This window comes from Sinosporangium siamense (assembly GCF_016863435.1).
Classification (GTDB): Bacteria; Actinomycetota; Actinomycetes; order Streptosporangiales; family Streptosporangiaceae; genus Sinosporangium; species Sinosporangium siamense.
The window spans coordinates 102257-129015 of sequence record NZ_BOOW01000037.1 but is presented as its reverse complement, the minus strand read 5'-3'; the positions used below and the strand labels follow the sequence as shown (position 1 = coordinate 129015).

General features: G+C 68.8%; 20 protein-coding genes. 7 read left to right on the top strand and 13 right to left on the bottom strand.

All coding sequences use genetic code 11. The annotated features are described in order from the left end of the window. Positions 1–73 precede the first annotated feature (73 nt). The 3 genes from Ssi02_RS28775 to disA all read left to right on the top strand — a co-directional run bounded on the left by Ssi02_RS28775 (position 74) and on the right by disA (position 3619). Positions 74–772: a class I SAM-dependent methyltransferase gene (locus Ssi02_RS28775; protein ID WP_204030723.1), complete on the top strand. Its 699-nt coding sequence runs from the start codon at positions 74–76 to the stop codon at positions 770–772. Positions 773–824: 52 nt separating this feature from the next. Next, a complete protein-coding gene (gene radA / locus Ssi02_RS28770; RefSeq protein WP_204030722.1) occupies positions 825–2237 on the top strand; it encodes a DNA repair protein RadA in 1413 nt (470 codons plus the stop codon). A 296-nt stretch (positions 2238–2533) separates the two neighbouring features. Beyond that, the gene (gene disA / locus Ssi02_RS28765) at positions 2534–3619 is read left to right on the top strand and encodes a DNA integrity scanning diadenylate cyclase DisA (RefSeq protein ID WP_204030721.1); all 1086 of its coding nucleotides are present in this window, start codon (positions 2534–2536) and stop codon (positions 3617–3619) included. A gap of 91 nt (positions 3620–3710) precedes the next feature. Here the strand turns inward: disA and Ssi02_RS28760 are convergent, their stop codons facing one another. Beyond that, on the bottom strand, positions 3711–4394 hold the full coding sequence (locus Ssi02_RS28760) for a hypothetical protein (protein WP_204030768.1): 684 nt from the start codon (positions 4392–4394) through the stop codon (positions 3711–3713). A gap of 557 nt (positions 4395–4951) precedes the next feature. On the opposite strand from Ssi02_RS28760, the gene Ssi02_RS28755 reads away from it, so the two are divergent. Beyond that, positions 4952–5824: an HhH-GPD family protein gene (locus tag Ssi02_RS28755; RefSeq protein WP_204030720.1), complete on the top strand. Its 873-nt coding sequence runs from the start codon at positions 4952–4954 to the stop codon at positions 5822–5824. Positions 5825–6278: 454 nt separating this feature from the next. Here the strand turns inward: Ssi02_RS28755 and Ssi02_RS28750 are convergent, their stop codons facing one another. The 5 genes from Ssi02_RS28750 to Ssi02_RS28730 all read right to left on the bottom strand — a co-directional run bounded on the left by Ssi02_RS28750 (position 6279) and on the right by Ssi02_RS28730 (position 14762). Further along, entirely contained in the window at positions 6279–7229 is a 951-nt protein-coding gene (locus Ssi02_RS28750) for a sugar phosphate isomerase/epimerase family protein (RefSeq protein WP_204030719.1), read from the bottom strand. A gap of 464 nt (positions 7230–7693) precedes the next feature. Continuing rightward, positions 7694–10201, bottom strand: coding sequence for an ATP-dependent Clp protease ATP-binding subunit (locus Ssi02_RS28745; protein WP_204030718.1), 2508 nt, complete (start codon positions 10199–10201; stop codon positions 7694–7696). Between the two features lie 326 nt (positions 10202–10527). Next, positions 10528–10857 (bottom strand): histone-like nucleoid-structuring protein Lsr2, encoded by a 330-nt coding sequence (locus Ssi02_RS28740; RefSeq protein ID WP_204030717.1) that lies wholly within the window; start codon positions 10855–10857, stop codon positions 10528–10530. A gap of 1441 nt (positions 10858–12298) precedes the next feature. Further along, entirely contained in the window at positions 12299–14071 is a 1773-nt protein-coding gene (locus Ssi02_RS39440) for an RDD family protein (RefSeq protein ID WP_204030716.1), read from the bottom strand. 112 nt (positions 14072–14183) lie between these two features. Continuing rightward, positions 14184–14762, bottom strand: a complete 579-nt coding sequence (locus Ssi02_RS28730) for an amino-acid N-acetyltransferase (RefSeq protein WP_204030715.1) — start codon at positions 14760–14762, stop codon at positions 14184–14186. Between the two features lie 519 nt (positions 14763–15281). On the opposite strand from Ssi02_RS28730, the gene Ssi02_RS28725 reads away from it, so the two are divergent. After that, positions 15282–16322, top strand: a complete 1041-nt coding sequence (locus tag Ssi02_RS28725) for a C40 family peptidase (protein WP_239129938.1) — start codon at positions 15282–15284, stop codon at positions 16320–16322. Between the two features lie 977 nt (positions 16323–17299). Here Ssi02_RS28725 and Ssi02_RS28720 read toward each other — a convergent pair. Continuing rightward, entirely contained in the window at positions 17300–17548 is a 249-nt protein-coding gene (locus tag Ssi02_RS28720; RefSeq protein WP_239129936.1) for a LuxR C-terminal-related transcriptional regulator, read from the bottom strand. A gap of 165 nt (positions 17549–17713) precedes the next feature. Between Ssi02_RS28720 and Ssi02_RS28715 the strand changes: the two genes are divergently transcribed. Further along, positions 17714–18403, top strand: a complete 690-nt coding sequence (locus Ssi02_RS28715; RefSeq protein ID WP_204030713.1) for a TetR/AcrR family transcriptional regulator — start codon at positions 17714–17716, stop codon at positions 18401–18403. A 159-nt stretch (positions 18404–18562) separates the two neighbouring features. Here the strand turns inward: Ssi02_RS28715 and lysX are convergent, their stop codons facing one another. Further along, on the bottom strand, positions 18563–20065 hold the full coding sequence (gene lysX, locus Ssi02_RS28710; RefSeq protein ID WP_204030712.1) for a bifunctional lysylphosphatidylglycerol synthetase/lysine--tRNA ligase LysX: 1503 nt from the start codon (positions 20063–20065) through the stop codon (positions 18563–18565). A 172-nt stretch (positions 20066–20237) separates the two neighbouring features. Here lysX and Ssi02_RS28705 point away from each other — a divergent pair, with 172 nt between their 5' ends. Beyond that, entirely contained in the window at positions 20238–20750 is a 513-nt protein-coding gene (locus Ssi02_RS28705) for a hypothetical protein (protein WP_204030711.1), read from the top strand. Between the two features lie 81 nt (positions 20751–20831). Here the strand turns inward: Ssi02_RS28705 and Ssi02_RS28700 are convergent, their stop codons facing one another. The 5 genes from Ssi02_RS28700 to Ssi02_RS28680 form a co-directional block, all read right to left on the bottom strand. Next, a complete protein-coding gene (locus tag Ssi02_RS28700; RefSeq protein WP_204030766.1) occupies positions 20832–21620 on the bottom strand; it encodes a type III pantothenate kinase in 789 nt (262 codons plus the stop codon). Between the two features lie 95 nt (positions 21621–21715). Next, the gene (locus Ssi02_RS28695) at positions 21716–24250 is read right to left on the bottom strand and encodes an L-aspartate oxidase (protein WP_204030710.1); all 2535 of its coding nucleotides are present in this window, start codon (positions 24248–24250) and stop codon (positions 21716–21718) included. A gap of 177 nt (positions 24251–24427) precedes the next feature. Next, the gene (panD, locus tag Ssi02_RS28690; protein WP_204030709.1) at positions 24428–24841 is read right to left on the bottom strand and encodes an aspartate 1-decarboxylase; all 414 of its coding nucleotides are present in this window, start codon (positions 24839–24841) and stop codon (positions 24428–24430) included. A gap of 120 nt (positions 24842–24961) precedes the next feature. Next, the gene (panC, locus tag Ssi02_RS28685; RefSeq protein WP_204030708.1) at positions 24962–25816 is read right to left on the bottom strand and encodes a pantoate--beta-alanine ligase; all 855 of its coding nucleotides are present in this window, start codon (positions 25814–25816) and stop codon (positions 24962–24964) included. After that, positions 25813–26703: a Rossmann-like and DUF2520 domain-containing protein gene (locus tag Ssi02_RS28680; protein ID WP_204030707.1), complete on the bottom strand. Its 891-nt coding sequence runs from the start codon at positions 26701–26703 to the stop codon at positions 25813–25815. Before Ssi02_RS28680 ends, panC begins: the two co-directional genes overlap by 4 nt. Positions 26704–26759: the final 56 nt, after the last annotated feature.

Genomic DNA, 26759 nt, shown 5'->3' with positions numbered 1-26759 from the left:
CGCTCCCGGACCACTCCACGCGTCCTCACCGGCCGCCCGAACACCCCCATGACGTGGTCCTAAGGTGGTGCCCATGTCGCGGATCGTGAAAGGGGCGATCCCCAGCCCCAACATCTGGAACTCCCCCAAGGTCTACGAGGTGGAGAACCGCGCCGTCGACCCCGAGGGGCACGCCGACTCCGCGATCGCCGCCGTGCGCCCCTGGCACGGCGCCCACGTGCTGGACATCGGCTGCGGCACGGGCTATCACCTGCCCTTCTACGCGTCCACCGCGGCCAAGGTCACCGGCGTCGAGCCGCACGGCGATCTCGCGGCGGCAGCCGTACGGCGCTGCCGCGGCCTGGCCAATGTCGCGGTGCACGTGGCCGGCGCCCAGGCGGTGCCGCTGCCCGACGCCTCGGTGGACGTGGCTGTGGCGCGCTGGGCCTATTTCTTCGGTCCCGGCTGCGAGCCGGGCCTGAAGGAGCTGGCGCGGGTGATGCGGCGGGGCGGGGCGGCGTTCGTCGTCGACCTCGACGCCACGCGGGGAGCCTTCGGGCGGTGGTTTCAGCGCACTGTGCCGACCTATTCGGCGTCCGCCGTGGAGGCGTTCTGGGTCAAGCAGGGCTGGCGGCGGCGTGAGCTCGATCTGCGCATGAGCTTCACCGACCGGGCGGACCTGGAGGCGGTGCTGCGCATCGAGTTCACCCCAGAGGTGGCCCGCGAGGCGATCGCGGAGACCGCCGGTCTGTCGATCGACTATCCGAACGTATTGCGCTGGCGCGAGTTCTAGTTTCGGCCCGCACATCTGCTCGAATGTCCGCCGGGGGCGCTACCGTGCCCTCATGGCGAAGGCGGGGCAGAAGCCTGGATACCGCTGCGGCGAATGCGGATGGCGCACGACCAAATGGGTGGGGCGCTGCGGCGAGTGCCAGGCGTGGGGCACGGTCGAGGAGGAGGGCGTGCGGGCCGGGGCGGCCACAGTGCGCCCAGGCGGCGTCACCGCGCCCGCGGTGCCGATCGGCCAGGTCAAGGCCGAGATCGCCATCGCGCGCACAACAGGTGTGAGCGAGCTCGACCGGGTGCTCGGCGGCGGCCTGGTGCCGGGCGCGGCCGTGCTGCTCGCCGGCGAGCCCGGCATCGGCAAGTCGACCCTGCTGCTCGACGTCGCCGCCAAGCTCGCGCGGCGCGAGACGGTGCTCTACATCACGGGTGAGGAGTCCGCCGCCCAGGTCAGGCTGCGGGCCGACCGGATCGGTGCCCTGCAGGACCAGCTTTTCCTGGCCGCGGAGACCGACATCTCCGCCGTGCTCACCCACGTCGACAACGTGCAGCCGAAGCTGCTCGTGGTCGACTCGGTGCAGACGATCGGCTCGGCGCAGAGCACCGGCACACCCGGCGGCGTCACCCAGGTCCGCGAGGTGGCGGCCACGCTCATCAGGCTCGCCAAAGAGCGCGACATGTCCACCGTGCTCGTCGGCCACGTGACCAAGGACGGCTCCATCGCCGGCCCCCGCGTGCTTGAGCACCTCGTCGACGTGGTGCTCCAGTTCGAGGGCGACCGGCACTCCCGGCTGCGCATGGTGCGCGCGATCAAGAACCGTTTCGGCCCCACCGACGAGGTCGGCTGCTTCGATCTGCACGAGCAGGGCATCGAAGGCATCACCGACCCGAGCGGCCTGTTCGTCTCCCGCCGCACCGAGCCGGTGCCCGGCACCTGCGTCACCGTCACCGTCGAGGGCACCCGGCCCATCCCCGCCGAGGTGCAGGCCCTCGTCGCCCGCACCGAGGCCCAGCAGCCGCGGCGCAGCACCTCGGGGCTCGATCCGTTCCGCGTGACCATGGTGCTCGCGGTGCTGGAGCGCCGGCTCAACGCGCGGCTCGGCGGCTGCGACGTGTTCACCGCGACCGTCGGCGGCATCCGGCTCAGCGACACGGCGGTCGACCTCGCCACGATGCTGGCGGTCGCCAGCGCCGCCGGCGACAAGCCGCTGCCCTCCGGGCTGGTGGTGCTGGGCGAGGTCGGCCTGGCGGGCGAATTGCGCCCGGTCAAGGACGTGCGCCGCAGGCTCATGGAGGCCGCGAGGCTCGGCTTCACCAGGGCTCTTGTGCCGACCGGATCCCTCGCGACCGGCAACTCCGGGCGGCAGGGCCAGCGATCACTTGTGCCCGTTTCCGGCGCCGCAGCGAACCTCGCGCCCGGTTTTGACGTCGTAGAAGCTGAGAACGTGTGGGACGCACTCACACACGTCACATAGATCACATGAACAATGCTCATTTTCCCCGCCGCCGGGTAAGGCGGCAGGTCGTTAAAATGGACATGATAAGAGACCAACGGGGGTCATGTGGCTACGACCGGTGGTGATGGATTCACGAGGGCACCGCGTTTAAGCACCGGGTTGGTCGGGGAAAGGCCGCCGTACACCCATGTTCCCTCACCACAACCAACCGATCCAGCCGCACCCGACCTGGCCTCGATCGGCCTCCCGCCGACAAGGACCACCTAGGAGGGGGAAATGCTCGGTGAGTCTTCTTCATCCCCAGCAGGCCACACATGATCGCTGACAAGGGGGCCGACGAGCGGCGCCGGGCCACTCTCGCCGCCCTCGCACCGGGCACCGCCCTGCGGGACGGGCTGGAGCGCATCCTGCGCGGTCACACCGGCGGCCTCGTCGTGCTCGGCTACAACGCCGTCGTCGAAGAGCTGTGCAGCGGCGGCTTCGAGCTCGACGTCGCCTTCTCCGCCACCAGGCTGCGCGAGCTCGCCAAGATGGACGGCGCCATCGTGCTGCGCGGCGACGACCACAGCATCGTCCGCGCCGCGGTCCACCTTGTGCCCGACCCCTCCATTCCCACGGACGAGGCCGGCACCCGCCACCGCACCGCCCAGCGCGTCGCCAAGCAGACCGGCATGCCGGTCATCTCGATCAGCAAGTCGATGCGCATCATCGCGCTCTATCTCGACGGCATCCGCTATGTGCTCGACGAGTCGTCGGTGATCCTCTCCAAGGCCAACCAGGCCCTCGCCACCCTCGAGCGCTACAAGCTCCGCCTCGACGAGGTCTCCGGCGCCCTGTCGGCCCTGGAGATCGAGGACCTTGTCACGGTGCGCGACGTCTCGGTGGTGGCCCAGCGCCTGGAGATGGTGCGGCGCATCGCCGACGAGATCGAGGGCTACGTCGTCGAGCTCGGCACGGACGGCCGCCTGCTCTCCCTCCAGCTCGACGAGCTCGTCGCCGGCGTCGACTCCGAACGCGAACTCGTCGTCCGCGACTATCTGCCGACCTCCACCAGCCGCCGCGCCCGCAAACTGTCGGAGGCCATGGACGACCTCTACCACCTCGACGCCTCCGAGCTGCTGGACCTCCCCGCCGTCGCCCAGGTGCTCGGCCACACCGGCCCCGCCGCCCTGGACGCGCCCGTGAGCCCGCGAGGCTTCCGCCTGCTGGCCAAGGTGCCGCGACTGCCGTCCACGGTGGTCGACCGCCTCGTGGAACACTTCGGCGGCCTGCAGAAGCTGCTGGCGGCCGGGGTCGACGACCTCCAGGCCGTCGGGGGCGTCGGCGAGTCGCGGGCGCGCAGCGTGCGCGAGGGGTTGTCCAGGCTTGCCGAGTCGTCCATCCTCGAACGCTACGTCTGACCCGATCCGCCGGCTTATGGGGCTACGGCACCGCCCGCCCTGGCCCGGGCCCGCGTCGGCGTGGGCTCGGCTGTGTCGCGGAGCGCCGGGCTCAGCGCAGGTGGAAGACCGCCTTCGGCGCCGTCAGCTTGCCCGCGCGCACACCCACCACATAGGTGCCGGGACGGGCCGCTGTGCGATCGCCCACACAGTCGCGGCCGGATCGGCGGCGGTCCCACTCGATCATGCGAACGTAGGGGATGCCGCGCTCAAGGCGCTGGATGTCCAGGCCGTCGCCGCTGATGCAGTCGGCCGACGACCACACGCGGTCCTCGCCGGAGGTGATGCGGATCTCGACCGCCCGCGGCCCCACGTCGGTCGTGCACATGACCTTGCCCGTGTTGACCAGGGTGAGCATGAATCCCGGTCTGCTGTCGCCGGTGTAGACCTCGGTGCGTCCCTCCAGGTTGAGCACCAGGTCACGCTCCGCACAGGGCTCTCCCGGGCGTTTGGGACGAGGTGCGGCCTTGGTGGCCTTGGGCGACTGCGACCGGGTCTGGGAGGCGCCCAGTGACGGGGACGGGGTCGGGGTGAGCGACGGCAGGTTGGCCAGCACGGGCTCGGAGGCGGGGGTGCTCAGGGGGGCGGCGGACCGCTGAGGGCCGCTCGCGCTCCGCGAGCACGCCCACGCCACGACGGCCACGACGACGAGCAGCGCGACCAGCACCAGCATGCGCCGCCGCCAGTAGATGTCCGGCCCACCGAGGCCATCACTACGAAACGTGTCCGGGTCCATACGCACAGTATGGAGAGTCCTTGCCCCCCACAGGCGGCGACCCGCCGTACGCCGGGGAGCGCTGCACCGAAGACCGCGCATATCAGCGCGTTCGTCATGTCCACTCCGCTCTTGGCGGGATATATCCCCCGCCTGACCTGCCCTTTCGTACGGCACGAGCCCCCTTGGCGGGGGTTGGCGGCCCCGGCCCGCACCACCCCCACAGCCCGGCCATGCCGTACGGCAGAGGCCCTCTCGGCGGGGCGAACGAAGCGCGCCCTGTGACCCGGACTGCGGCGCTCTCCCGGGAATCCGGCCCGCCGGGCTTCGCCGTACCGCGCCCGGGCAGGCGGTCAGACCCGGGCCGGCGGGGTGGCGGGCTCGGGTGACGGCGGAGCCTCTTGCCCATCGCTCCCGACAATCTTGAGATTTCGGTGTTTTACGGCCTTTAGTGGCGTTTTAGGGTAATTGTTCCCTCAACAGGATGCGTGGGATCAGAAAAATGGCCCTGGTCAAAGTGACGACCGCCTTGCTCGCTACCGGCATATCCACGGAATCACCCGACTAAGGTCGGACAGGTGTACGAGCCGAACCGTCTCCGCGAGCCCATCCTCGACTGGTACTCCGAGAACGCCCGCGACCTCCCCTGGCGTCGCACCGACGCGACCCCCTGGGGCGTCCTCGTCAGCGAGATCATGCTCCAGCAGACCCCGGTGGCCCGGGTGCTCCCGATCTGGACCATGTGGATGGTCCGCTGGCCCACCCCCGCCGACCTCGCCGCCGAGTCCTCCGGGGAGGCCGTGCGCCATTGGGGCCGCCTCGGCTACCCGCGCCGCGCCCTGCGCCTTCACGGCTGCGCCCAGGCGATCGTGGCCGACCACGGCGGCGAGGTGCCGAGCGACTACACGACCCTGCGTTCGCTGCCGGGCATCGGCGACTACACGGCGGCGGCCGTCGCGAGTTTCGCGTACGGCAAGAGCCACGCCGTGCTCGACACCAACGTTCGCCGCGTGCTGGCGCGTGCCGTGAGCGCGGAGGAGTTTCCGCCGAACGCCACCACGTCGGCCGAACGGCGGATCGCCGAGGCGTTGATCCCACCAGTGGGGGCGGCCCGGTGGGCGGTGGCGGTCATGGAACTCGGCGCCCTGGTGTGCACGGCCCGCGCCCCCCGGTGCGCCGACTGCCCGATCAAGGCCCGCTGCGCCTGGCACCTGGCCGGAAAACCGGCCTACGACGGCCCGGCACGCAAGGGCCAGACCTATGAGGGCACCGATCGCCAGTGCCGCGGCCGCCTGCTCGCCGTGCTCCGGCAGGCCCATGGCGCAGTGCCCAAGGCGGCCCTGGACGTAGTCTGGCACGATTCTGTCCAACGCGAACGAGCCCTGGACGGCCTCATCTCCGACGGTCTCGCCGAGGCCCTGGATGGTGATTCCTACCGGCTGCCCGTTTGACCCTGCCCGTGCGATCCCGCCGTTCGCCCTCGGTCCTTGGCCGCCTTCCCCTGGCCAAGGACCCCTGTCCGCCGGGGGGGTAGGAGCCTCCCTCGGACCGTTTCTTCGGATTTCCCGGAACACGTACGGCCGCTTCAGACGCGTCTCTCAGGCCGGAAGCCGGCGCCCCTACCAATCGTCCCGGTTTAGGGCTGTTAATGGACCCTGGGCCCATCTGTGGGCGCTGACCCGCACTTCGCGCCTGACGGCGGCACGAGAAGAGGGGGGCCGGGCAGCTCGGGTGCCTCGTGGTGACGCCCGATCGGGCGGCGAGCACCGGGTGCGGCGCGGACCCGGTCCGGGCATCCCCCGGGGCGAGGCCGGAAAACAGGGTGACGCCGCCCCGAAAAACAGCGGTCCTTGGCCGCGTGTGGCGCGGGCCAAGGACCGATCGGGTGCCGCTCGGTGACGCCGGTCAGGCGGCGAGCTGAAGGCCGAGGGCGGTGAGGTTGGTGCGGGCCCAGTCGAGTTCGTCGGCCAGCATGGAGACGAGCGCGCCGGGGCCCTTGGTGCGCAGGGGGACGGCCAGGTCGTGGGTCTCGACCTCGATGTGGGCGTTGCCGTACACCGCGCCGGAGAGCATGGCGGTGAGGGTGTCCTCCAGGACCGAGCGGGTGCTCGGGAGCTCCTGGCAGGCCTCGCCCTGGTGGTTGTGCACGTGGCCGAGCTTGACGACCGTGGCGCCGGCCTCGGCCAGGCCGCGGAGGGCCTCGCCTGGTTCCTCGCCTCCGCCGGCGAGGTGGCAGGCGTCGAGGCTGACGCCGAGGTGCTCGGAGTCGATGCCGCAGACACGCTCAAGGGCCTGCTCGGTGGTCTCCAGGACGCAGCCGGGCCACGGCTCGAAGCCGACGCGGATCGTCTTGCCGGTGACGCTGTAGAGGCCGCGGAGCTCTCGGGCGAGGCGCTCCAGGCGGCGGGCGGCGATGCTGTGAAGGTCGGCCGGCCAGTCGCGGCGCCAGCCGATGGGGATGGTGGAGATGCTGCCGAACCGCACGTCGGAGGGCAGCAGGAACGCGAGGATCTTGGCGAGCGCCATCGTGTAGCGGTAACGCTCGGGCTTGGCCCAGTCGGGGCCGGGGTTGTCGTGGTTGCGACCGCCGGTGCCGTTGAGGCTCACGACTTCGAGCCCGCGCTCCTCAAGGGAGCGGCGCAGCCGTACGAGCTCGATGCGATCGGCGACCAGGTGATCGGCGACGCTGGGGGCCAACCAGAGACCTATGCCCATGCGCTCGACGCCGAGGCGCTTGCGCACCGGGACGGCGTAGCGGGTGAGGTGCGCGATAAGGTTCTCGAGGTCCTCAGCGGGGTGCACTCCAGCGTTGTAGGCCAGGTGTACGAGCGTGCCGCCCTCATGACGCAGCCGCATTTTGTGCCTCCCACAGGCTTGCAAACCGATGAAGGGTGCCGTCTTCAACCCATGTCCGAAACCACCGCCCACAGCGGCCCGCCCATGGGCAGGGATCCCCTCCCTACCGGGAACTCGGCCCCCCGGGCACGCCACACGTAGCCTGCCCGATCGGTCTGGGTCGCCACATCCGCCCGTCAGCGGAGTCCTACTACACCGCAGGGGGGATGCGGCCTAGTCCGCATGTGGGCGGCGCTCACAGACGCGCCCAGCAGGAAAACCTGGCCGAATTCGCTCTACACAGTGTAGTACTACTTGTGGTGGTGCGACAGCTTTCGGGCACAGAATAGCGAAGACCCCGCGTGAGAAGTCTCACGCGGGGTCTGCCGCTATTTGCCGCTCTGACCTGGCCAAACGGGTCGTTGCCCGGGTCTTGCTCGATCAGTGCGAGCGGTGTTCCAGCGAAGTTCTGGGACGGTGCTGGATCACTTCTGGATCGGTTCGACGATCGCCGCCGCCGAGTCGGGAACCCTCGGGGAGGGGGACGTCTCGCCGTGGAAGGTGAACGTCGCGGCGTCGCCCTCGCCCTCGACCGCGACCTTGACGGTCTGGCCGGGACGGAGCTCGCCGTACAGGATCTTCTCCGACAACATGTCTTCCAGCTCGCGCTGGATAGTACGCCGCAGGGGACGTGCTCCCATCACCGGGTCGTAGCCCCGGTCGGCCAGCAGCTGCTTGGCCTCGGACGTCAGCTCCAGGCCCATGTCGCGGTCCTTCAGACGCTCGGCCACCTGGGCGAGCATCAGGTCCACGATCTGGATGATCTCCTTGGGCGTGAGCTGGTGGAAGACCACGATGTCGTCGACACGGTTGAGGAACTCGGGCCGGAAGTGCTGCTTGAGCTCTTCTTGCACCTTGGACTTCATCCGGTCGTAGTTGGACTCGGCGTCGTTGGACTTCGCGAACCCGACCCCGATCCCCTTGGAGATGTCCCGGGTGCCGAGGTTGGTCGTCATGATGATGACGGTGTTCTTGAAGTCGACCACCCGCCCCTGGGCGTCGGTCAGGCGACCGTCCTCCAGGATCTGCAGCAGCGAGTTGAAGATGTCCGGGTGCGCCTTCTCGATCTCGTCGAACAGCACCACCGAGAACGGCTTGCGCCGCACCTTCTCCGTGAGCTGACCGCCCTCCTCGTAACCGACATAGCCGGGCGGGGAGCCGAACAGCCGCGAAACCGTGTGCTTCTCCATGAACTCCGACATGTCCAGCATGATCAGCGCGTTCTCATCGCCGAACAGGAACTCAGCCAGAGCCTTGGACAGCTCGGTCTTGCCGACACCGGACGGACCGGCGAAGATGAACGACCCACCCGGACGGCGCGGGTCCTTCAGACCGGCACGGGTGCGCCGGATGGAGCGCGAAAGGCCCTTGATCGCGTCGTCCTGGCCGATGATGCGCTTGTGGAGCTCGTCCTCCATGCGCAGCAGCCGCTGGGACTCCTCCTCGGTGAGCTTGAAGACCGGAATGCCGGTCGCGGTCGCGAGCACCTCGGCGATGAGCTCCTCGGTGACCTCGGCCACGACGTCCATGTCGCCGGCCTTCCACTCCTTCTCACGCCGCTCGCGCTTGAGCATGAGCTGCTTTTCCTGGTCGCGGAGGGCGGCGGCCTTCTCGAAGTCCTGCGCGTCGATCGCGGACTCCTTCTCCCTGCGCACCACGGCGATCTTCTCGTCGTATTCACGCAGGTCCGGCGGGGCCGTCATGCGGCGGATGCGCATGCGCGAGCCGGCCTCGTCGATCAGGTCGATCGCCTTGTCGGGCAGGAAGCGGTCGCTGATGTAGCGATCGGCGAGCTGGGCGGCGGCGACCAGGGCACCGTCGGTGATGGACACCCGGTGGTGCGCCTCATAGCGGTCGCGCAGACCCTTCAGGATCTCGATCGTGTGCGACAGCGACGGCTCGGCCACCTGGATCGGCTGGAACCGCCGCTCAAGGGCGGCGTCCTTCTCCAGGTGCTTGCGGTATTCGTCGAGCGTGGTGGCGCCGATGGTCTGGAGCTCGCCGCGCGCCAGCATCGGCTTGAGAATGCTGGCCGCGTCGATCGCGCCCTCGGCGGCGCCCGCGCCCACGAGGGTGTGCAACTCGTCGATGAACAGGATGATGTCGCCGCGGGTGCGGATCTCCTTGAGCACCTTCTTCAGGCGCTCCTCGAAGTCACCGCGGTAACGGGAACCGGCGACCAGAGCACCCAGGTCGAGCGTGTAAAGCTGCTTGTCCTTCAGTGTCTCGGGCACCTCGCCCTTGACGATCTTCTGGGACAGGCCCTCGACCACGGCGGTCTTGCCGACGCCTGGCTCGCCCACCAGCACCGGGTTGTTCTTGGTGCGGCGCGAGAGGACCTGCATGACCCGCTCGATCTCTTTCTCACGGCCGATGACCGGGTCGAGCTTGCCCTCGCGGGCGGCCTGGGTCAGGTTGCGGCCGAACTGGTCCAGCACCAGGGAGGTGGAGGGAGCCGACTCCTGCGGTCCGCCGGAGGCGGCTGGCTCCTTGCCCTGATAGCCGTGGAGCAGCTGGATGACCTGCTGGCGCACCCGGTTGAGGTCGGCGCCCAGCTTGACGAGCACCTGGGCGGCGACGCCCTCGCCCTCGCGGATCAGGCCCAGCAGGATGTGCTCGGTGCCGATGTAGTTGTGGCCTAGCTGCAGGGCTTCGCGGAGCGACAGCTCAAGGACCTTCTTGGCCCTCGGGGTGAACGGAATGTGCCCCGACGGCGCAGACTGGCCCTGGCCGATGATCTCCTCGACCTGCTGGCGCACACCTTCAAGACTGATCGTCAGGCTCTCGAGTGCCTTGGCGGCGACTCCCTCACCCTCGTGGATCAAACCGAGAAGGATGTGCTCAGTGCCGATGTAGTTGTGGTTGAGCATCCGGGCCTCTTCCTGGGCCAGGACGACAACCCGACGCGCACGGTCGGTGAACCTCTCGAACATCTCGTCGCTCCTCACAGAGCGGTCAGTCGGACCCGGAGGAGTCCGGCCCCATCATTCCGCATGCCAGCCCCGTCTCGATGACCGCTCTATCAAGGAAGACGTTCCCCGAGAGCAGGGCGTTCACCCTCCATCCAACTACTAGTCGGGGGTCGGGTGTTCCCGCTACGCCGCAAGCGAACGAGGTTTCAAGAGCACGAAAACGCGATCATGCGCTTATGGCAACCGCCGGGGTCCTAGGCGGTCGTCATAAGCGCATGGTTCGGCAAAAAGCCTATGCACTGAACCCGAGGGCGAAGCCGGACCTGCCGCGCCCCGAAGGTAAGACCCTAGTGCGCGGCCTCGTACTTCTCGACGACGGAGGAGGCGATTCGACCGCGCTCGCTGACGGGAAGGCCGTTCTGCTTCGCCCAGAGCCTGATCTCTGCGCTCTTGTCGCGGGTGAGGGCCCGCTGTCCGCCGCGGCGGCGGCGCGTGACGGTCGTGCTCGCCCGACGCGCGCTCTGCACGAAAGGCGTGAGCGCCTCGCGCAACTTCTTGGCGTTTCCGTTGCTCAGGTCAATCTCATAGGACGATCCGTCAAGCGCGAAGGTGACGGTCTCATTGGCCTCGCCACCATCGAGGTCGTCGATGAGAATCTCCTGGATCTGCTTGGCCATGCACGCAATCCTTTCGCGGGGCATTGTTTCATTGGCGAGCCAAACATATACCGGAAAAGCCGCTCACACAATTCACGACCCGAAGGATTCGAGTGACCGTCTGGGCTCAGGCCCGCTTGTCGCCCCCATCGCCCCGGTTTGGGCGACGACCGCCGGCCCAGGATCGGTGTGGCTTCAGCAACCTTAGATGAAGGCGCACGCGACGGACCGCAGGGGTATGAAGGGTTCCAATAGTTCCGGCATTCGTCCTCGCTCAGCGCCGGGAGACTGTTTCGGGGCCATGGTCTTTTTTCACAAGCGCGCGGGCGCCGCAGGGAGGAGGACGAGGACAGGGGGCAGATGCCCCACAGACGACGATAGCGCGACTGAGCACCCCTCACAGGGCAGGGCTAGCCATCTGCGCACCTCGGGGCGGGTAACAGCTTAATGGCTGTCTCTCCAGACCCCTTACCGGATGCGCTACGGGATGTGCTGCCTAAATCTTGCAATAGGCCCCCACGGTCAAGCGGCCTGTGATCACTTCACCGGAAAGGCCCACCTCAGACTGGTCGCGTGACCAGCGGCAGCGGTCTTGAGCGCGACATGTGCTCCTCAACCTGGCACGACGCAGGGAGGAGAATGAAGAGGTCGGGAATCGTTCACCCGTTAAAGGTGATACCGAAGACTCGGGCGACGTTGCGCTAGGTGCACACTAGCCACTTTGAGGACACCTGTGTGCTCACCGGAACAAGAACAACTTCACCCGCTGATCGTGCTCCAGTTCAACTTGACAACAGCCCCCGAGGTACGGCGGAAGCACACTAAACCGGCGCCTGGACGAAGAGCCGGAGCTCGAGCGAAACAGCGCTTGCTTGAAGGGACCGGAGTCCAGGTCACAGGGGAAGGAAACGGTGCCCGGCGGCGGGCACGAAACCAGCGGAGGTGGCCGAAACCACATCACCGGGCCGAGCTACACCAGCGAACTGTCACCATTCCTACCACTTTTCCCCTCACGGAGGGGTTTGCCAGGTAAAGCTGATCAACCTCTATGGTTAGTGATCTTTCATGCCCGGCGCAGACCACGCCGCGGCTCTGGAGAGTCCCCTCGGGAACCCCTGCCCAACACCTTAGGGCCTATAGAACTGTCACACCTACCTATAGATAAGGAGAAAAGGGACAGGAGTCCTCGGTCCCTCCCCTTCGCCGGCACTCGTTCCACGCCTTGATCGGCCCTAGGTTCCACACGACGACGTGGATCCGCGCCGACTCCCTGCATGACTTTGACGCGAGCCCTTGGCCATTTCGTTCCACCACCCGACCGGCCGGCATGCGGGCGGCGCCGTACAAACCATGACCGTGCTGGGAGAACCGGCATCGTCTCCGGCGGACCCGCCTCAGGCACGGCAGCCGGTTCGAAAGCGCACCGCCGGACCCGGCCGGGTTCGACCGCGCGCCGGTTGAACTAGGGGACCTTCACCACGACCGTCTGCGCGACCTTGTCGTGCAGGCACTGCTGGAGCGGCCTGTCCCAGAACTGCCACAGCACATTGACCAGCGCGAACAGGCTGAAAAGGAGAGTGCCGAGGGGAAAGCCACCCACGGCGACCATCGTCAGCAGGCTCCCGCCCCACAGCACACCGGCCCGCCGCAACACGACCTCGACCGGAAGCCCGCCCGGCGCGAGACTGCCGCCCACCATGACCACGCGGGTGCGCATCGCCATCTTGCCGAGGGTCTGCCCGCCCTTTTGGAGCATGAGGAACTCGTAGCCGAAGTAGACGAGGGTGGTGAACAGGGCGATCAGAATGCTCGCGAGCGTGCCGCCGCTCGCCGGGTCGATGGTCTGCGTCTCCATGTTCCACCGCTCGCCCCTGACGAGAAGACCATTGATGATCAGGGTGAAGGCGCCGACCAGTAAGGCGAGCGGGATGACGTCGATGAACCGCGCCAGCAACCGCTGCCACCACTCGGCCGGTGGAGCCGGCGCACCCGGGGGCACGGGGCCGCCATATGGCATCTGACCATAGGGGTGCTGGGCATAGGCGGACTGGCCGTAGGCGGGCTGACCGTGCTGGCCATAGGGAGCCTGGCCATATCCGGCTTGGCCGTACTGGGCTTGGGCGTACTGGGCTTGGCCGTACGGAGCTTGAGCGTAGGGCGTTTGAGCATAGGGAGCCTGGCCGTGCGGCGACTGACCGTAAGGCGGCGCCGCCTGCTGATAGGAGACCGGCTGCGCACCCGGTGGAGGCGGATAACCGGGCTGACCGCCATATCCCTGCCCGCCGTAACCCTGCGCACCGTAGTCCGGCCCGCCGGGGTTTTGCCGGCCGTAGCCCGGCTGACCCTGGCTTTGCTGACCGTAGCCCTGCTGCCCGAAGCCGGGTGCCGGATATCCGGGGTGTTGCCCATAGGCGGGCTGCGGCCCGGTGGGAGGTTGCGTGCCCTGGCCATGCCCACCCTGAACCTGCGGCGCATAAGCCGCCTGGCCATATGCGGCCGGCTGCCCGTGTCCGGGAGCGCCCCCTTGGGCCCCGGGCTGACCATAACCCGGCTGCCCATAACCCTGGTGACCGTAAACCCCCTGGCCGTGTCCACCGGCGCCGGGCACACCGTGGTCCTGAGGGTGACCCCCTTGCGGAGCGTAAGCAGCGTGGCCGGGTGCCGGCTGACCGGGACCTGTGCCTGGGCCGGATTGCCCGGCGACGGCCTGCCCATAACCCTGGGGGCCATATCCGCGCGGGTCAGTGCCCTGTGGCCCGGACGCCTCCTGACCGTAGCCGGCCTGACCACCGGCGTGCTCGCCTGTGGCACCCGCCGAGCGCCGGTAGGCGGTCGTGACCGACGCCTGATCGTCGCCGTGCGGCACGCCGCCGCCTTGACCTGAGGATGTGTGACCCGAGGATGCCTGGCCCGCGGTCGCCGGACCGGGAGCCGCCTGACCTGAGGACGCCGAACCGCCTTGGGACGCCGAACCCGGCGCCGGCATGCCGGGAGCCGCCTGACCCGGGGACGCCGGCCCTGAAGCCACCTGGCCTGCGGACTGCTGCGAGGGCGCGCCGCCGGGGTGGGTGAAGGGGCCGGTGCCCGTGTCCAGGCGGTGGCCGATGATCGTGACATCCGGGTCGGAGTCAACTGGACTCCACCCCGTGTTCTGCTGTCCGTATTCCGACTGCTCCGCGGAGAAACCGTTGCGGGGGGAGTCGTCCTGCGGACGGGGTGGCTGTTCGGTGCTCACCGTGTCACCTCACTTCGGCTGCGCAAGCGGTGGACGCGCGGGCGCGCGCCCCGCGCTGCGCACAAGGTATCGGCATAGCCCACGTCAGTTCTCCTTCCCCGGGGCCGCCGCACTAGTCGGCTGCGGGGAGGTGCAGCAACATCCTCGTGTTTCCGAGTGTGTTGGGCTTGACGTGTTCCAAGTCGAGGAATTCGGCGACCCCTTCGTCGTAGGACGCGAGGAGTTCGGCATAGACCTCGGGTGAGACTGGTGTGCCCTGAATCGGGTGGAATCCATGGCGCGCGAAGAAGTCCACCTCGAAGGTGAGGCAGAAAACCCGCCGCAGTCCGAGGTCGCGTGCCGTCGCGACCAGCGCGGCGACGATGCCGTGGCCGATGCCGAGTCCGCGGCAGGCGGTGTCGACGGCGACGGTGCGGATCTCGGCGAGGTCCTCCCAGAGCACGTGCAGGGCTCCGCAGCCCACGACCTCGCCGTCGAGTTCGGCGACCCAGAACTCCTGGATGTCTTCGTACAGCGTGACGGTGGCCTTTTCCAGCAGGCGCGGGCCCGCGCCCGCGTATGTGTCGACCAGGCGGCGTATGGCGCGGACGTCAGGAGTGCGGGCACGGCGTACGACGACCTCGGCCCGCCCGGGGGCGGTCCGGGCGGCTGTGTCGGCTGCGGGTGTGGGGGGCTCGGCGACCTGCTCCATGACCGATCAGCGTACGTCCTCATGTTGCGAAATTTCGGTCGGCCTATATTCGGCGACCCAACGTGATGATATGACAACGAGCGTTACGGGAGTTACATCGTGGTCACTCAACGTGTGGGGCCCAAAAGCCACATAGGTTGGCCACCGAACACGGGCGGTGACCTACCTCACAAGCCAAGAGAGGTCGACAAAGCCAGCCTAACCCAATCAACGATCATGAACACCCGTAATCCACCTGTGATCGCCTGGTTGTGAAACCTCAACAGAGTTCGCAGTTCTGGTTGAGCACGAACCACTCGGTGCACTATCGTCCACCGACGTTATGAGCCGTGTTCGGAAGGCGCGGCGAGCATCCGATCCCCCTCCCAGGGGACACCGGGATCCACATGCGGCGGCCCCACGGCCCCTCGGGTGAATCCGGGCCCACTTCACGGGCCCTTTTCACCTCAAAAGGGCCCGCATCGACCGGTCGACCCATGCCGCGCATCCCGGCGGATGACGCGCGAGAGGAGCTGGTCGGTGATCCGGAGGCGTTTCCTTCGCGGCGGGCAGGCGGGAAGGCGCACGGGCGGGCAGGGCCGGCCCCGCGCGGTGTTCAGGCTCGGCGTCGCCGGCCTCACCCTGACCACCCTGGTCGTCGGCGCGCCCCTCGGGCCCGCGACCGCCGCCCCCGAGCCGTCCCTCAAGGAGCTCACCGAAAAGGTGGAGAAGCTCCACGAGGAGATCGAGACGCTCACCGAGCAATACAACGGCGAGCGGGTGCGCCTCAAAGAGGCTCAGCGCACCTCTGCGGCCGCGAACAAGACGTTGTCGACCAGTGAGGCCGAGCTGGAGGAGGGGCGCCGCAAGGCGGTCCTGCTGGCTCAGAGCGCCTATATGACGGGCGGCCTGAGCATGACCGTGGCGCTCACCGCCACGGGCGACCCCGACGTCTTCCTCGACAGCGCCGCCACGGTCTACGCGCTGGAGCAGCGGCAGGGCGAGGAGGTCAACCAGGTCGCCCGCGCGATGGAGGCCGCGGAGAAGGCCAGGGAGACCGCGACGGCCCGCACGAGCGAGGTCAAGAGGCTGGTCACGGAGATCACCGACAAGCGCAGCAAGATCATCTCCTTGGTGGCGAAGGTCGAGAGCAACCTGTTCCGCCGCGTCATGGACCAGGCCACCGCCGGCGGCCGAGCCGTGCGCGTGAGCGTGCCCGTCATCGGAAAGGGCAAAGCCGCCACCGCGGCCCGCTGGGCCCTCACCCAGCAGCTCAAGCCTTACGTCTGGGGCGCCGAGGGCGAAAACAGCTACGACTGCTCGGGGCTGGTCATGTGGGCCTACGCCAAGGTGGGCATCAAACTCCCGCACTACACAGGTGCCCAGTGGGGCGCCGGCAAACGCATCCCCAAGGAAGACCTCCGCCCCGGCGACCTGGTCTTCTTCTACAACGACCTGCACCACGTGGGCATCTACATCGGCAGCGGCCTAATGGTCCACGCCCCCCGCACCGGCGACGTCGTCCGCGTAGCCGCCATAGCCAAACGCCCCTTCGCCGGCGCCATCCGCATAGCCGACTAACCCCTCCCCGACCTCCCGGCACGCCCCACCCCAGCCCTCTGGGTGCCCCCGGACCGACTTCCCTGGGCGCCCACGGACCGCCCCAGGGTGCCCGGGACACGTAACCAGGGCCCCGAAGGCCGCGGCCAAGGCCCGGAAGCCCGGGCCGGGGGCCGGGGCCAGGAGACAGACCCACACGCCCCGAAGCGGCCACGCGGAGTACGGCGAAGCCGACCCAAACGACCGCAGGGCGGCGTGCGCGCATGCCGGCCATACGGAGTACGGCGGTGCCGGGCGGCACCCGGAACCCGCCTGCCCGCAGCACCCGGCGGAGGACGTCAAGTCGTGCTTGACAGACACCGCATGCTGGGGCCGGTGACCAGGCCCGAAGCCAGTGGCCGGAGGCCCAGGGAGCCGGCCTGAGACCGAAGGCCAGCGACCAGGGCCCGGGACCGATGATCGAGAGCCGAGGACCGAGGACCGAGGGTTGGACGCCGGGCGGCTCGTAAGGCCAGAGGCCCTGTGATCAGGCCCGAAACCGAAGCCCGGAGGCCGCAAGGCCAGAGGCCGCAAGGCCAGAGGCCGAGAGCGAGTAGCCGGGAACCAGGGCCTGAAAGTCGGAGGCCGGGGGCCGCTGGCCAGAGCCGAAAACTGCACCCTGTGCCCCAGAGGGCTAAGGGACGAGGGCTGGGGACTTGGGGCCGGGGCCCGGAAGCCGGGGCCGGGGCCGAGAACCGGCGCTCAGAGGGCCAAGGAGCGAGAGGTCAAGGGCTGGGGACCCGGAAACTGAGACCCGGGGGGCCGGGCCCGGAAACGGGGCCCGGAAGCTGGGAGCCAACGTCCGGAAGCCGGGGGCCGGGGGCCAAAGTCCGGGAATCGGAAGAGACCGGAGAGGCGCGTAGCCTGGGTTCCCATCGCGGGGAGGCTGTTCGCCCACGCCTATCGCTCTTCGTGCAGTTCAGGATGGTTGGGAACGGTCCATAAAAGTAGCCGACAGGTTAGATCAGCCTGCGCCGGGCGGCCCAGGCTACGGCTTCGATGGCGGTGGCCACGCCGATGCGGTCGCAGATGCCGCGGAGCCGGCGGCGGACGGTGCGGCCGCTGATGTCGAGTCTGCGTCCGACCCGGTCGACGGTGATGCCTCTGGCGAGCTCGGCCAGGATGACCAGGTCGTCATCTGTCAGACCGAGGCCATGAGCCTCCAAGGAGCCGATAGGTCGGCGGGAAACCACATCGGGATATGCCATCGGAAGCCCTCCCCTCAACTCGGAACTCGGCGACGCGGCACGTGAACCTATCTTGGTGGCCCGCCAGGAACGGTAAACGCCTTCTTGAAAGGTCGTCAAGTTCAGACGGGTACATGCGGCGGGCTCGCCATTGACATAGTCATCGCTATGTGAAGTACTCATAATATGTCTAGACCAATTCCGCCAAATCGGACCGAGGCGAAGGCCGGAACTCGAGAACTCCTCCTCGCTTCCGCCGCCGAAGTCTTCGCCGAGCGGGGTTACGCGAGCGCCTCCATGGAAGAGATCGCCGCCCGAGCGGGATACACCATCGGCGCCCTCTACGCACATTTCTCAGGAAAACATGAGCTATTCCGTGCAGTGTTACGTTCCTCACTGGGGTTGGGTACGTCGTCCTTCACCCAGCGTGTCGCTCACCCGCTGACCAACCTAGAAGCTCCGCTGAGCAACCTAGAAGAAATGGCTGGTCCGGAAGTGCCGACAGCGCCACCGTCCGCACTATTAAGGCGGTATTTCCACGACGATACAGACGCCCACAGCAGGTGGATTGACCTTGAAATCGAGTTTGTTCGGTTTGCCGAAGCGGACGAGGAGCTATCGAAGGGGCTGCGCGCCCGCCGCCGGGATCCCCGTACGGCTGTCGCACGCCTGCTTGCCGGGCGACCGGTCATGCCGGCTCCCGCCGTACCAGACCGCCGTGCCGGGCACCGCCGGGACCACCCTGCCGCGGCCACTGCGATCGTCGCGCTCTTCGACGGCCTCGCGCTGCAGCGGCGGGTGGACCGGGACGCGGTGCCTTCGTCGCTGTTCGCGGACGCCGTGCGATGGTTGACCGCCGGGTTGCATGACAACTAGCAGTCGATTATCAGTTCCTCATTTCCCGCGAATCATGTCAAGTCATCCGAACCCCGTCCGAACCATTGAGATACCGACCGGCAACATCCGCATGCACTCCCCCGGACATGACAAACCGCCGGCGGCCCGAAGGCCACCGGCGGTGTGTAGAGCCCGGATTCAGCCCGTCGGCTTGACGAGAGGGAACAGGATGGTCTCGCGGATGTTACGCCCTGTGAAGGCCATGATCATTCGGTCGATCCCCGCGCCCATGCCGCCCGTGGGCGGCATCGCGTATTCGAGCGCCTGCAGGAAGTCCTCGTCGAGCTGCATGGCCTCGTGGTCGCCGCCCGCCGCCAGGATGGACTGCTCGGTGAGCCGGCGCCGCTGCTCGATCGGGTCGACGAGCTCGGAGTAGGCCGTGCCCAGCTCGGTGCCGAACCCGATGAGGTCCCACTTTTCGGTCAGGAGCGGGTTGTCGCGGTGCTGGCGGGTCAGCGGCGACGTCTCCAGCGGATAGTCCATGACGAAGGTCGGCTGGACCAGCGTGTCCTCGACCAGGGCCTCGAAGATCTCCTGAACCAGCTTGCCCTGTCCCCACTTGGGGTCCCAGTGGATCTCGCGGGCGTCGGCCAGCTTGCGCACGACCTCCAGCGGGGTGTCGGTGGTGATCTCCTCGCCGAGCGCCTCGGACACCGAGCCGTAAAGCGTGATGCGCGGCCACCGCTCGGCGCCGAGGTCGATCTCCTGCCCCTCGTGCACCACCACGGTCGTGCCCAGCGCGGCCACGACGGCCTTCTGGTACATGCGCTGAGTGAGCAGGGCCATGTCGTTGTAGTCGAGGTAGGTGCCGTATGCCTCGAGCATGGTGAACTCGGGGTTGTGCGTGGCGTCGGCGCCCTCGTTGCGGAAGTTGCGGTTGATCTCGAAGACCTTCTCGATGCCGCCGACCACGAGCCGCTTGAGATAGAGCTCGATCGCGATGCGAAGGTAGAGCTCCATGTCGTAGGCGTTGATGTGGGTCTTGAAGGGCCGGGCCGCCGCGCCGCCGTGGATCGGCTGGAGCATCGGGGTCTCGACCTCGAGGTAGCCCTCCTCGTGCCAGAAGTCGCGGACCGCGCGCACGGTGTCGCTGCGCAGCCGGGCCATGCGGCGGGCCTCGTCGTTGACGATCAGGTCGACGTAGCGCAGCCGTACCCGTGACTCGGGGTCGGTGAGGCCGTGGTGCTTCTCCGGCAGGGGGCGCAGGCACTTGGAGGTGATCTGCCAGCTCTCCACCAGGATCGACAGCTCGCCCCGGCGGGAGGTGATCACCTCGCCCTCGACGCCGACGTGGTCGCCGAGGTCGGTGTCGCGCTTCCACGCGGCGAGCGACTCCTCGCCGACGCGGTCGAGCGAGAGCATGATCTGCAGGTCACCCGAGCCGTCGCGGATGGTGGCGAAGCAGAGCTTGCCGCCCTGGCGGGACAGCATGACGCGGCCCGCGACGCCGACGCGGTCGCCGGTCTGGGTGTCGATCGGAAGATCGCTGTATTTCTCGCGGACCTCGGCGACGGTGGCGGTGCGCGGGAAAGTCACCGGGTAGGGGTCGACGCCTTCGCTGCGCAGGCGGTCGAGCTTCTCACGGCGAACGCGCATCTGCTCGGGCAGATCCTCGGCTGGATTCGTCACGTCATCGGTCACAACCCCAAAGAGTACCGATTTGGCGAACTGCAAGAAGCCGACGGTGTCATGAAAGCGCGTGTAAGGCCGGAGTAAGGGCCGCTGCAAGAAGCCCGGGTTACCAATGACTCATCAGCCCAGGGGGGGCCGGCCCACTCGCCGCCGGTCCGGGGGCAGTAAGAGGAGTAGAGGAATGAAGCGCACCCGAAGCATCCTGACCACCGTCGCCACCACCGTCGCCGCCGGCGCCCTGGTCCTCGCGGTCCCCGCGAACGCCGCCGCCGCCAACAACAAGCCCGTCGCCTCTTCGTCGGCCTCCGCCGGCAGCTTCGACTACTGGGGCACGTATTACTCGGCCAACTACAAGGCGAAGGCGAAGGGCACCGTCCGCGCCGAGTGGGACACCGAAGACGAGTCCAACAGCGTCCGCGTCAAGGGCACGCTTTACGACATCGACTACCGCACCTACTCCAAGGGCGGCAAGTGCGCCTACATCCGCTTCCAGACCCACGGGCTGGCGGACGACGCCTCCTGGACCAACCGCAAGACCTACAAGCACTGCGGCGCCGGCGAGTGGAAGTCCTTCACCTTCTGGAACTACGACGTGGACTCGATCCGCGCCAAGGTCTGCCAGGTCGGGCGGTACGACGTGACCCCGATCAAGTGCGGCTCCTGGAAATACCTCTACAGCGCCGACGACGAGTGATCGCCGGGCTTAGGCCTTCCCGGTAAAACGAACTGGTTCGCCTCGGTGACGGGGCGAACCAGTTCTTGTGTGTACGGACGATCAGTTCATGGGCTTGTTCCGGTTGTAGATCAACCGAAGCCCGATGAGCGTCAGCCACGGCTCGTGCACGTCGATCGAGCGGGCCTCCCCGCTGACCAGCGTCGCGTAGCCGCCGGTCGCGACCACCGTGACGTCGTCTGGGTCGTCGGCCAGCTCGGCCGCCATACGCTCGACGATGCCGTCGACCTGTCCGGCGAAGCCGTAGATGATGCCCGCCTGGAGGGCCTCCACGGTGTTCTTGGCGATCACCGATCGGGGCCTGACGAGCTCGACCTTGTGGAGTTGGGCGCCCGCGGCGGCGAGCGCGTCGACGGAGATCTCGATGCCGGGGGCGGTCACCGCGCCGATGTATTCGCCTTTGGCCGACACCGCGTCGAACGACGTGGCCGTGCCGAAGTCCACGATGATGCACGGTCCGCCGAAGAGGTTGATGGCGGCCAGCGCGTTGACGATGCGGTCGCTGCCGACCTCTTTCGGGTTGTCCATGCGCACCGGCACCCCGGTGCGGACCCCGGGTTCAACGATCACCGCGGTGACGTCGCCGTAGTATCGCCGGCACATCTCGCGCATCTCGTTGAGCACGGACGGCACGGTCGAACAGATGGCGATGCCGCCGATGTCGGCATTTTTCAGCAAAGGTGACTGCGCGAGCAGCCCCTGGAGCACGACGGCGATCTCATCGGCGGTGCGACGGGGATCGGTGGCGAGCCGCCAGTGCTCGATCACCTCTTCACCGTCGAACAGGCCGAGGACCGTATGCGTGTTGCCGACGTCGATCGTTAGTAGCAGTGACACATGGTTCCTATCTCGGGCAGAGCCATCCCACTACCGGGGGGATCAGTCACGGAAGACAGATTAGGCAGAACACGGAAGGCCCGAAAGCCTCAATCACTCCGAAGATCCAGAGCGATGTCCAACGCCGGCGCGGAGTGGGTGAGAGCACCCACCGCGATGAAGTCCACCCCGGTCTCGGCCACTGCACGCGCCGACTCCAGTGTCAACCCCCCGCTCGCCTCCAGCCTGGCGCGCCCCTTGTTGATCTGTACGGCACGAGCCATGTCCGCCACGGGAAAATTGTCGAGCAATACCTCGTCGGCCCCCTCGGCGAGTGCCGCTTCGAGCTGGTCGAGCCGGTCGACCTCCACCTCCACCGGCAGATCGGGATAGGCGGCCCGCACCGCGCGGAACGCCTCGGCCACGCCCCCGGCCGCCACCACGTGGTTGTCCTTGATCAACGCCGCGTCGGACAGCGACATGCGGTGGTTCACCCCGCCTCCCGCCCGCACGGCGTACTTCTCCAGCGCCCGCAGCCCCGCGTGCGTCTTGCGGCTGTCGCGCACCCGCGCCCCCGTGCCCGAGACCGCCGCCACCCAGCGGCCGGTGAGGGTGGCGATGCCGGAGAGGTGGGTGAGCAGGTTGAGCGCGGTGCGCTCGGCGGTCAGCAGCTCGCGGGCCGGCCCGGTCACCGTCATGAGCACGTCGCCCCGCTCGACGTGCTCGCCGTCCTTGACGTGCCGCTCGGCGGTGAGGCGGCCCTGCGAGGAGTAGGCGATCAGCCCCTCGGCGAGGGCGAGCCCCGCGACCACGCCGGGCGCGCGGGCCACGACGTCGGCGGTGGCGACGGCGCCGGCCGGGATGGTGGCGGCGCTGGTGACATCGCCCGCCGCCCAGACATCCTCCTTCAGCGCGGCGTCGTAGACCGCGAGCACGCCCGCCGGGTCGAGGCCCGCCTCCACCAGCTCCTGCTCCAGCCGCTCAGGCAACACGCCGCCCACGGCGCTTCTCGGGGTGAATTCCATGGTCAGTCCGTTCTCGCCGAGGGATATGTCGATGTGCCCGCGCCAGCGGGCGTCGTCGCGCTCGCGGAAGTCGTCTCTCCAGTGGGAACCGCGGCTCTCCTCGCGAACCCCGGCGGCGGCCACAAGCACGGAGGCCACGGTGAGCAGGTTGCTCGCCTCCCAGGACTCGGTGTGCGGCTCGACCTTGACGGGTGTCCACCTGGCCCCGGCCAGGGCCGTGTGGACCTCCGCCAGGCTCTGTCTACTCCGGACCATCCCGGCACCCCTGCTCATGTGGGCCTGGACGCGCGCCCTGGTCCTCGGGTCGACGAGGGACGGGGCCACGCCGGCCGGCACCGGCTCGCCGGGCTCATGCCGTACAGCCGCGAGGTCGGCGGCGATGCGCTCGGCGAAGACCAGCCCTTCGAGCAGCGAGTTGGAGGCCAGCCGGTTGGCGCCGTGCACACCCGTGCAGGCGACCTCGCCGCAGGCGTAGAGGCCGGGCACGGTGGTGCGTCCGCGCAGGTCGGTGCGCACGCCGCCGCTGGCGTAGTGCGCGGCGGGAGCGACGGGGATGAGATCCTCCGCGGGGTCGATGCCGTGGGCGCGGCAGACCTCGTAGATCGTGGGAAAGCGGGTGCGCCACTTGGCGGCGCCGAAGTGGCGGCCGTCGAGATAGACGTGGTCGGCGCCGGTCTCGTGCATGCGGCGGGTGATGGCCTTGGCGACGACGTCGCGGGGGGCGAGGTCGGCCAGCTCGTGCACGCCTGTCATGAAGCGCTCGCCCGCGCCGTCCACCAGCACCGCGCCCTCGCCGCGCACGGCCTCGCTGATGAGCGGCTGCCTTCCGACGGCGTCTGGGCCGAGCCAGAGCACGGTCGGGTGGAACTGCACGAACTCCAGGTCGCGCACGACCGCCCCGGCGCGCAGTGCCAGCGCCACGCCGTCGCCGGTGGAGACGGCGGGGTTGGTCGTCGCGGCGTAGACCTGGCCCATGCCGCCCGTGGCGAGCACGACGGCCCCGGCCCTGACCGCGCCGACCCCGTCGCGCGTGCCCTCCCCCATGACGTGCAGGGTGATGCCGCAGGCGGCACCGCCGGCGTCCTTGAGCAGGTCCAGGACGAGGGCATGTTCGATGATCTGGATGCGGGGTACGGCACGGGCCGCCTCGACCAGGGCCCGCTGCACCTCGGCGCCCGTGGCGTCCCCGCCGGCGTGCACGATGCGGTCGCGGCGGTGCCCGCCCTCCCGGGTGAGCTGGAGTTCGCCCCGCTCGTCGCGGTCGAACCTGGCGCCGCGCTCCATGAGCCGGCGCAGGGCGCCCGGCCCCTCGGTGACGAGGATGCGGGTGGCCTCCTCGTCACAGAGCCCGACACCGGCCGTCAGGGTGTCGGACAGGTGTTCGCCGGGGGTGTCGCCGGGGTCCAGCACGGCGGCGATGCCGCCCTGGGCCCAGCGGGTGGAGCCGGCCGACAACACGTCCTTGGTGACGACGAGCACGGTGGCCTCGGGCATGAGTTCGGCACAACGCAGAGCCACCGTGAGTCCCGCGATGCCCGAACCCACGACGACGACCTCGGCGGAGACGGTCCATCCGGGGGGAGGGGCAGTGAGCTGTCTGGGGAGGTTCGGTGCACTCATCGGGACTCCTTGAGCGTTGGTGCCCGGGGCCGGTCCTGACTTTCCGGCCCAATTTCGTCAATATGACGATAACGGTGTGCGAAATATCGCACCGCCCCGGGGGTACCCGGCGTACCGGCGGCGGGACGGTGCGCTTGTGGTGGTGTTACAGGGGGGTTGAGGAACGCTCAGCGGACCTCAGTGAACAAGGTCGCCACGCAGGACGTCCGGCGCCCCCGCCGGCTCGGCCAGGTCGGTGCCAAGCGCCACGATGCGGTTGCTGTCGTCGACGTGGACCACCCGCGGGGTGAAGGTCCGCGCCTCCGCGTCGTCCATCTGCCCATAGGCGATGACGATCACGAGATCGCCCTGGTGCACGAGCCTCGCCGCCGCGCCGTTGATGCCGATCACCCCCGAGCCCCGAGGCCCGGCGATCGTATAGGTCACGAGGCGTGCCCCGTTGTCGATGTCCACCACGTGGACCTGCTCACCCGGCAGCAGCCCGGCGGCGTCCATGAGGTCCTCGTCGATCGTCAGCGATCCCACATAGTGCAGGTCGGCCTGGGTGACGGTGGCGCGGTGGATCTTGGAGGTGAGCATGGTCCTGAGCATGCGCGGTCTGCCTCTCTTCGGTCGCGCCGCACACGCGTGCGCGCCGTCTGGGAGTGGGGGCGGCCTGTCGGGAGAACGGAGGGTGGGCCTGTCGGGGACCGAGATCAGGGATGGGACTGGTCAGGCATAGGAGACGACGACGTTGTCGATAAGCCTGGTCGTGCCGACCCGCGCGGCGACCGCCAGCACGGCCCGCCCCCGATGGGAGGGCCGGACCTCGGCGAAAGTGCCCGGGTCGACGAGCACAAGGTAGTCGACGGCGAGCGGTGGGTCGGCCGTTTCCGCCGCGCGGAGTACGGCGTGAGCGGCGTCGAGCGTTTCCTGCGGAGTGTGGCGCTCGGCTCCGGCGCGCAGGGCACGCGACAGGGCGAGCCCGGTGATGCGCTCGGCGGGGCCGAGATAGCGGTTGCGGCTGGACATGGCGAGCCCGTCGGCATCGCGGATCGTGGGCGCGCCCACGACCTCGACGGGCAGGTCGAGATCGGTGACCATGCGGCGGATGATCGCGAGTTGCTGGGCGTCCTTGTCGCCGAAGACCGCGACGTCCGGACGCACGAGGTTGAACAGCTTGAGCACAACGGTGAGCACACCCTCGAAGTGCCCTGGCCGGAATGCCCCCTCGGCCACGGTGCCCATCGTGCCGGGCGACACGGTCACCTGCCGATCCGGGAGATACATAGCCGCGGGGTCGGGGGCGAACACCACCGACGCCCCCTCCGCCTCGCAGGCGGCCAGGTCGGTGTCGAAGGTGCGGGGATAGCGGGAGAAGTCTTCGTTCGGGCCGAACTGAAGGGGGTTGACGAAGATGCTCACGGCCACGTGGTCGGCGTGCTCGCGGGCCAGTCTGATGAGCGAACGGTGGCCCTCGTGGAGCGCGCCCATGGTGGGGACGAGGGCGAGCGTGGCCTTCCCTCGGGCCACGCCCAGAGCCTCCCGGGCGGCGGTCAGCTCCGCCCGGTCCGTGGCGACGATCATGTCCAAATGTTTCCTCCCAGTGCGTCCAGAAGGCGCTCGGCGGCCTCGGGCTTGAGCAACCCCGCGGCCAGCGCACGATCGGCCGTGAGCCTCGCCAGCGCCACGTAGGCGTCGGCGGCCTCGGGGGCGGCGAGGATCAACGCGTCGACGTGTTTGCGCACGGTGCCGGCGTCGCCGCGGACCACGGGGCCGGTGAGCCCGGCGAGGCCGAGGCGCAACACGTTGTCGAGGGCGGCGCCGAGCAGCGGCCCCAGCATGCGGCCAGGCTGCTCCACACCGATCGCGCGCAGCAGCTCGGAGGACTCGGCGACGAGCGTGACCATGTGGTTGGCGGCACCCGCCAGAGCCGCGTGATAGAGCGCCCGGTCGCTCTCGGCGACCCAGACCGGCTCCCCGCCCATCTCGATGACGAGGGCCTCGGCCACCGGCCTGAACGGCTCGGGCGAGGTCACCCCGAACGAGCACCCGGCCAGGCGGCGCATGTCGTCCTCGCGGCCGGTGAAGGACATCACCGGGTGAAGCGCGAGCGGGACGGCACCGGCCTTGGCGGCGGGGTCGAGCACGGCCAGGCCGTGCGCGCCGCTCGTGTGCACCAGCAGCTTGCCGGACAACCCCGCGCCCGTGGCGGCGAGGCCCGCGACAAGCCCCGGCAGCACGTCGTCGGGGACGGTGATGAGCACGAGCTCGGCTCTGGCCACGACCTCTTCCGCGGGCACGGGCGTGAGACCGAGACGCTCGGCCGCCCTGCGGTGCGAGGCGTCGGAGACCCCCGACGCCGCCACCACCCGATGGCCCGCCTGTGCCAGAGCGGCCCCGAGCACGGAACCGACCCGTCCTGCCCCGAGCACGCCGATTGCCAGTCGTGCCGGGCGATCGCCTGCATCCATGACGCCCCGTCCTATCGATCCAGCAGCCCAGGGTAACCGGCAGACTTTCGTGATCG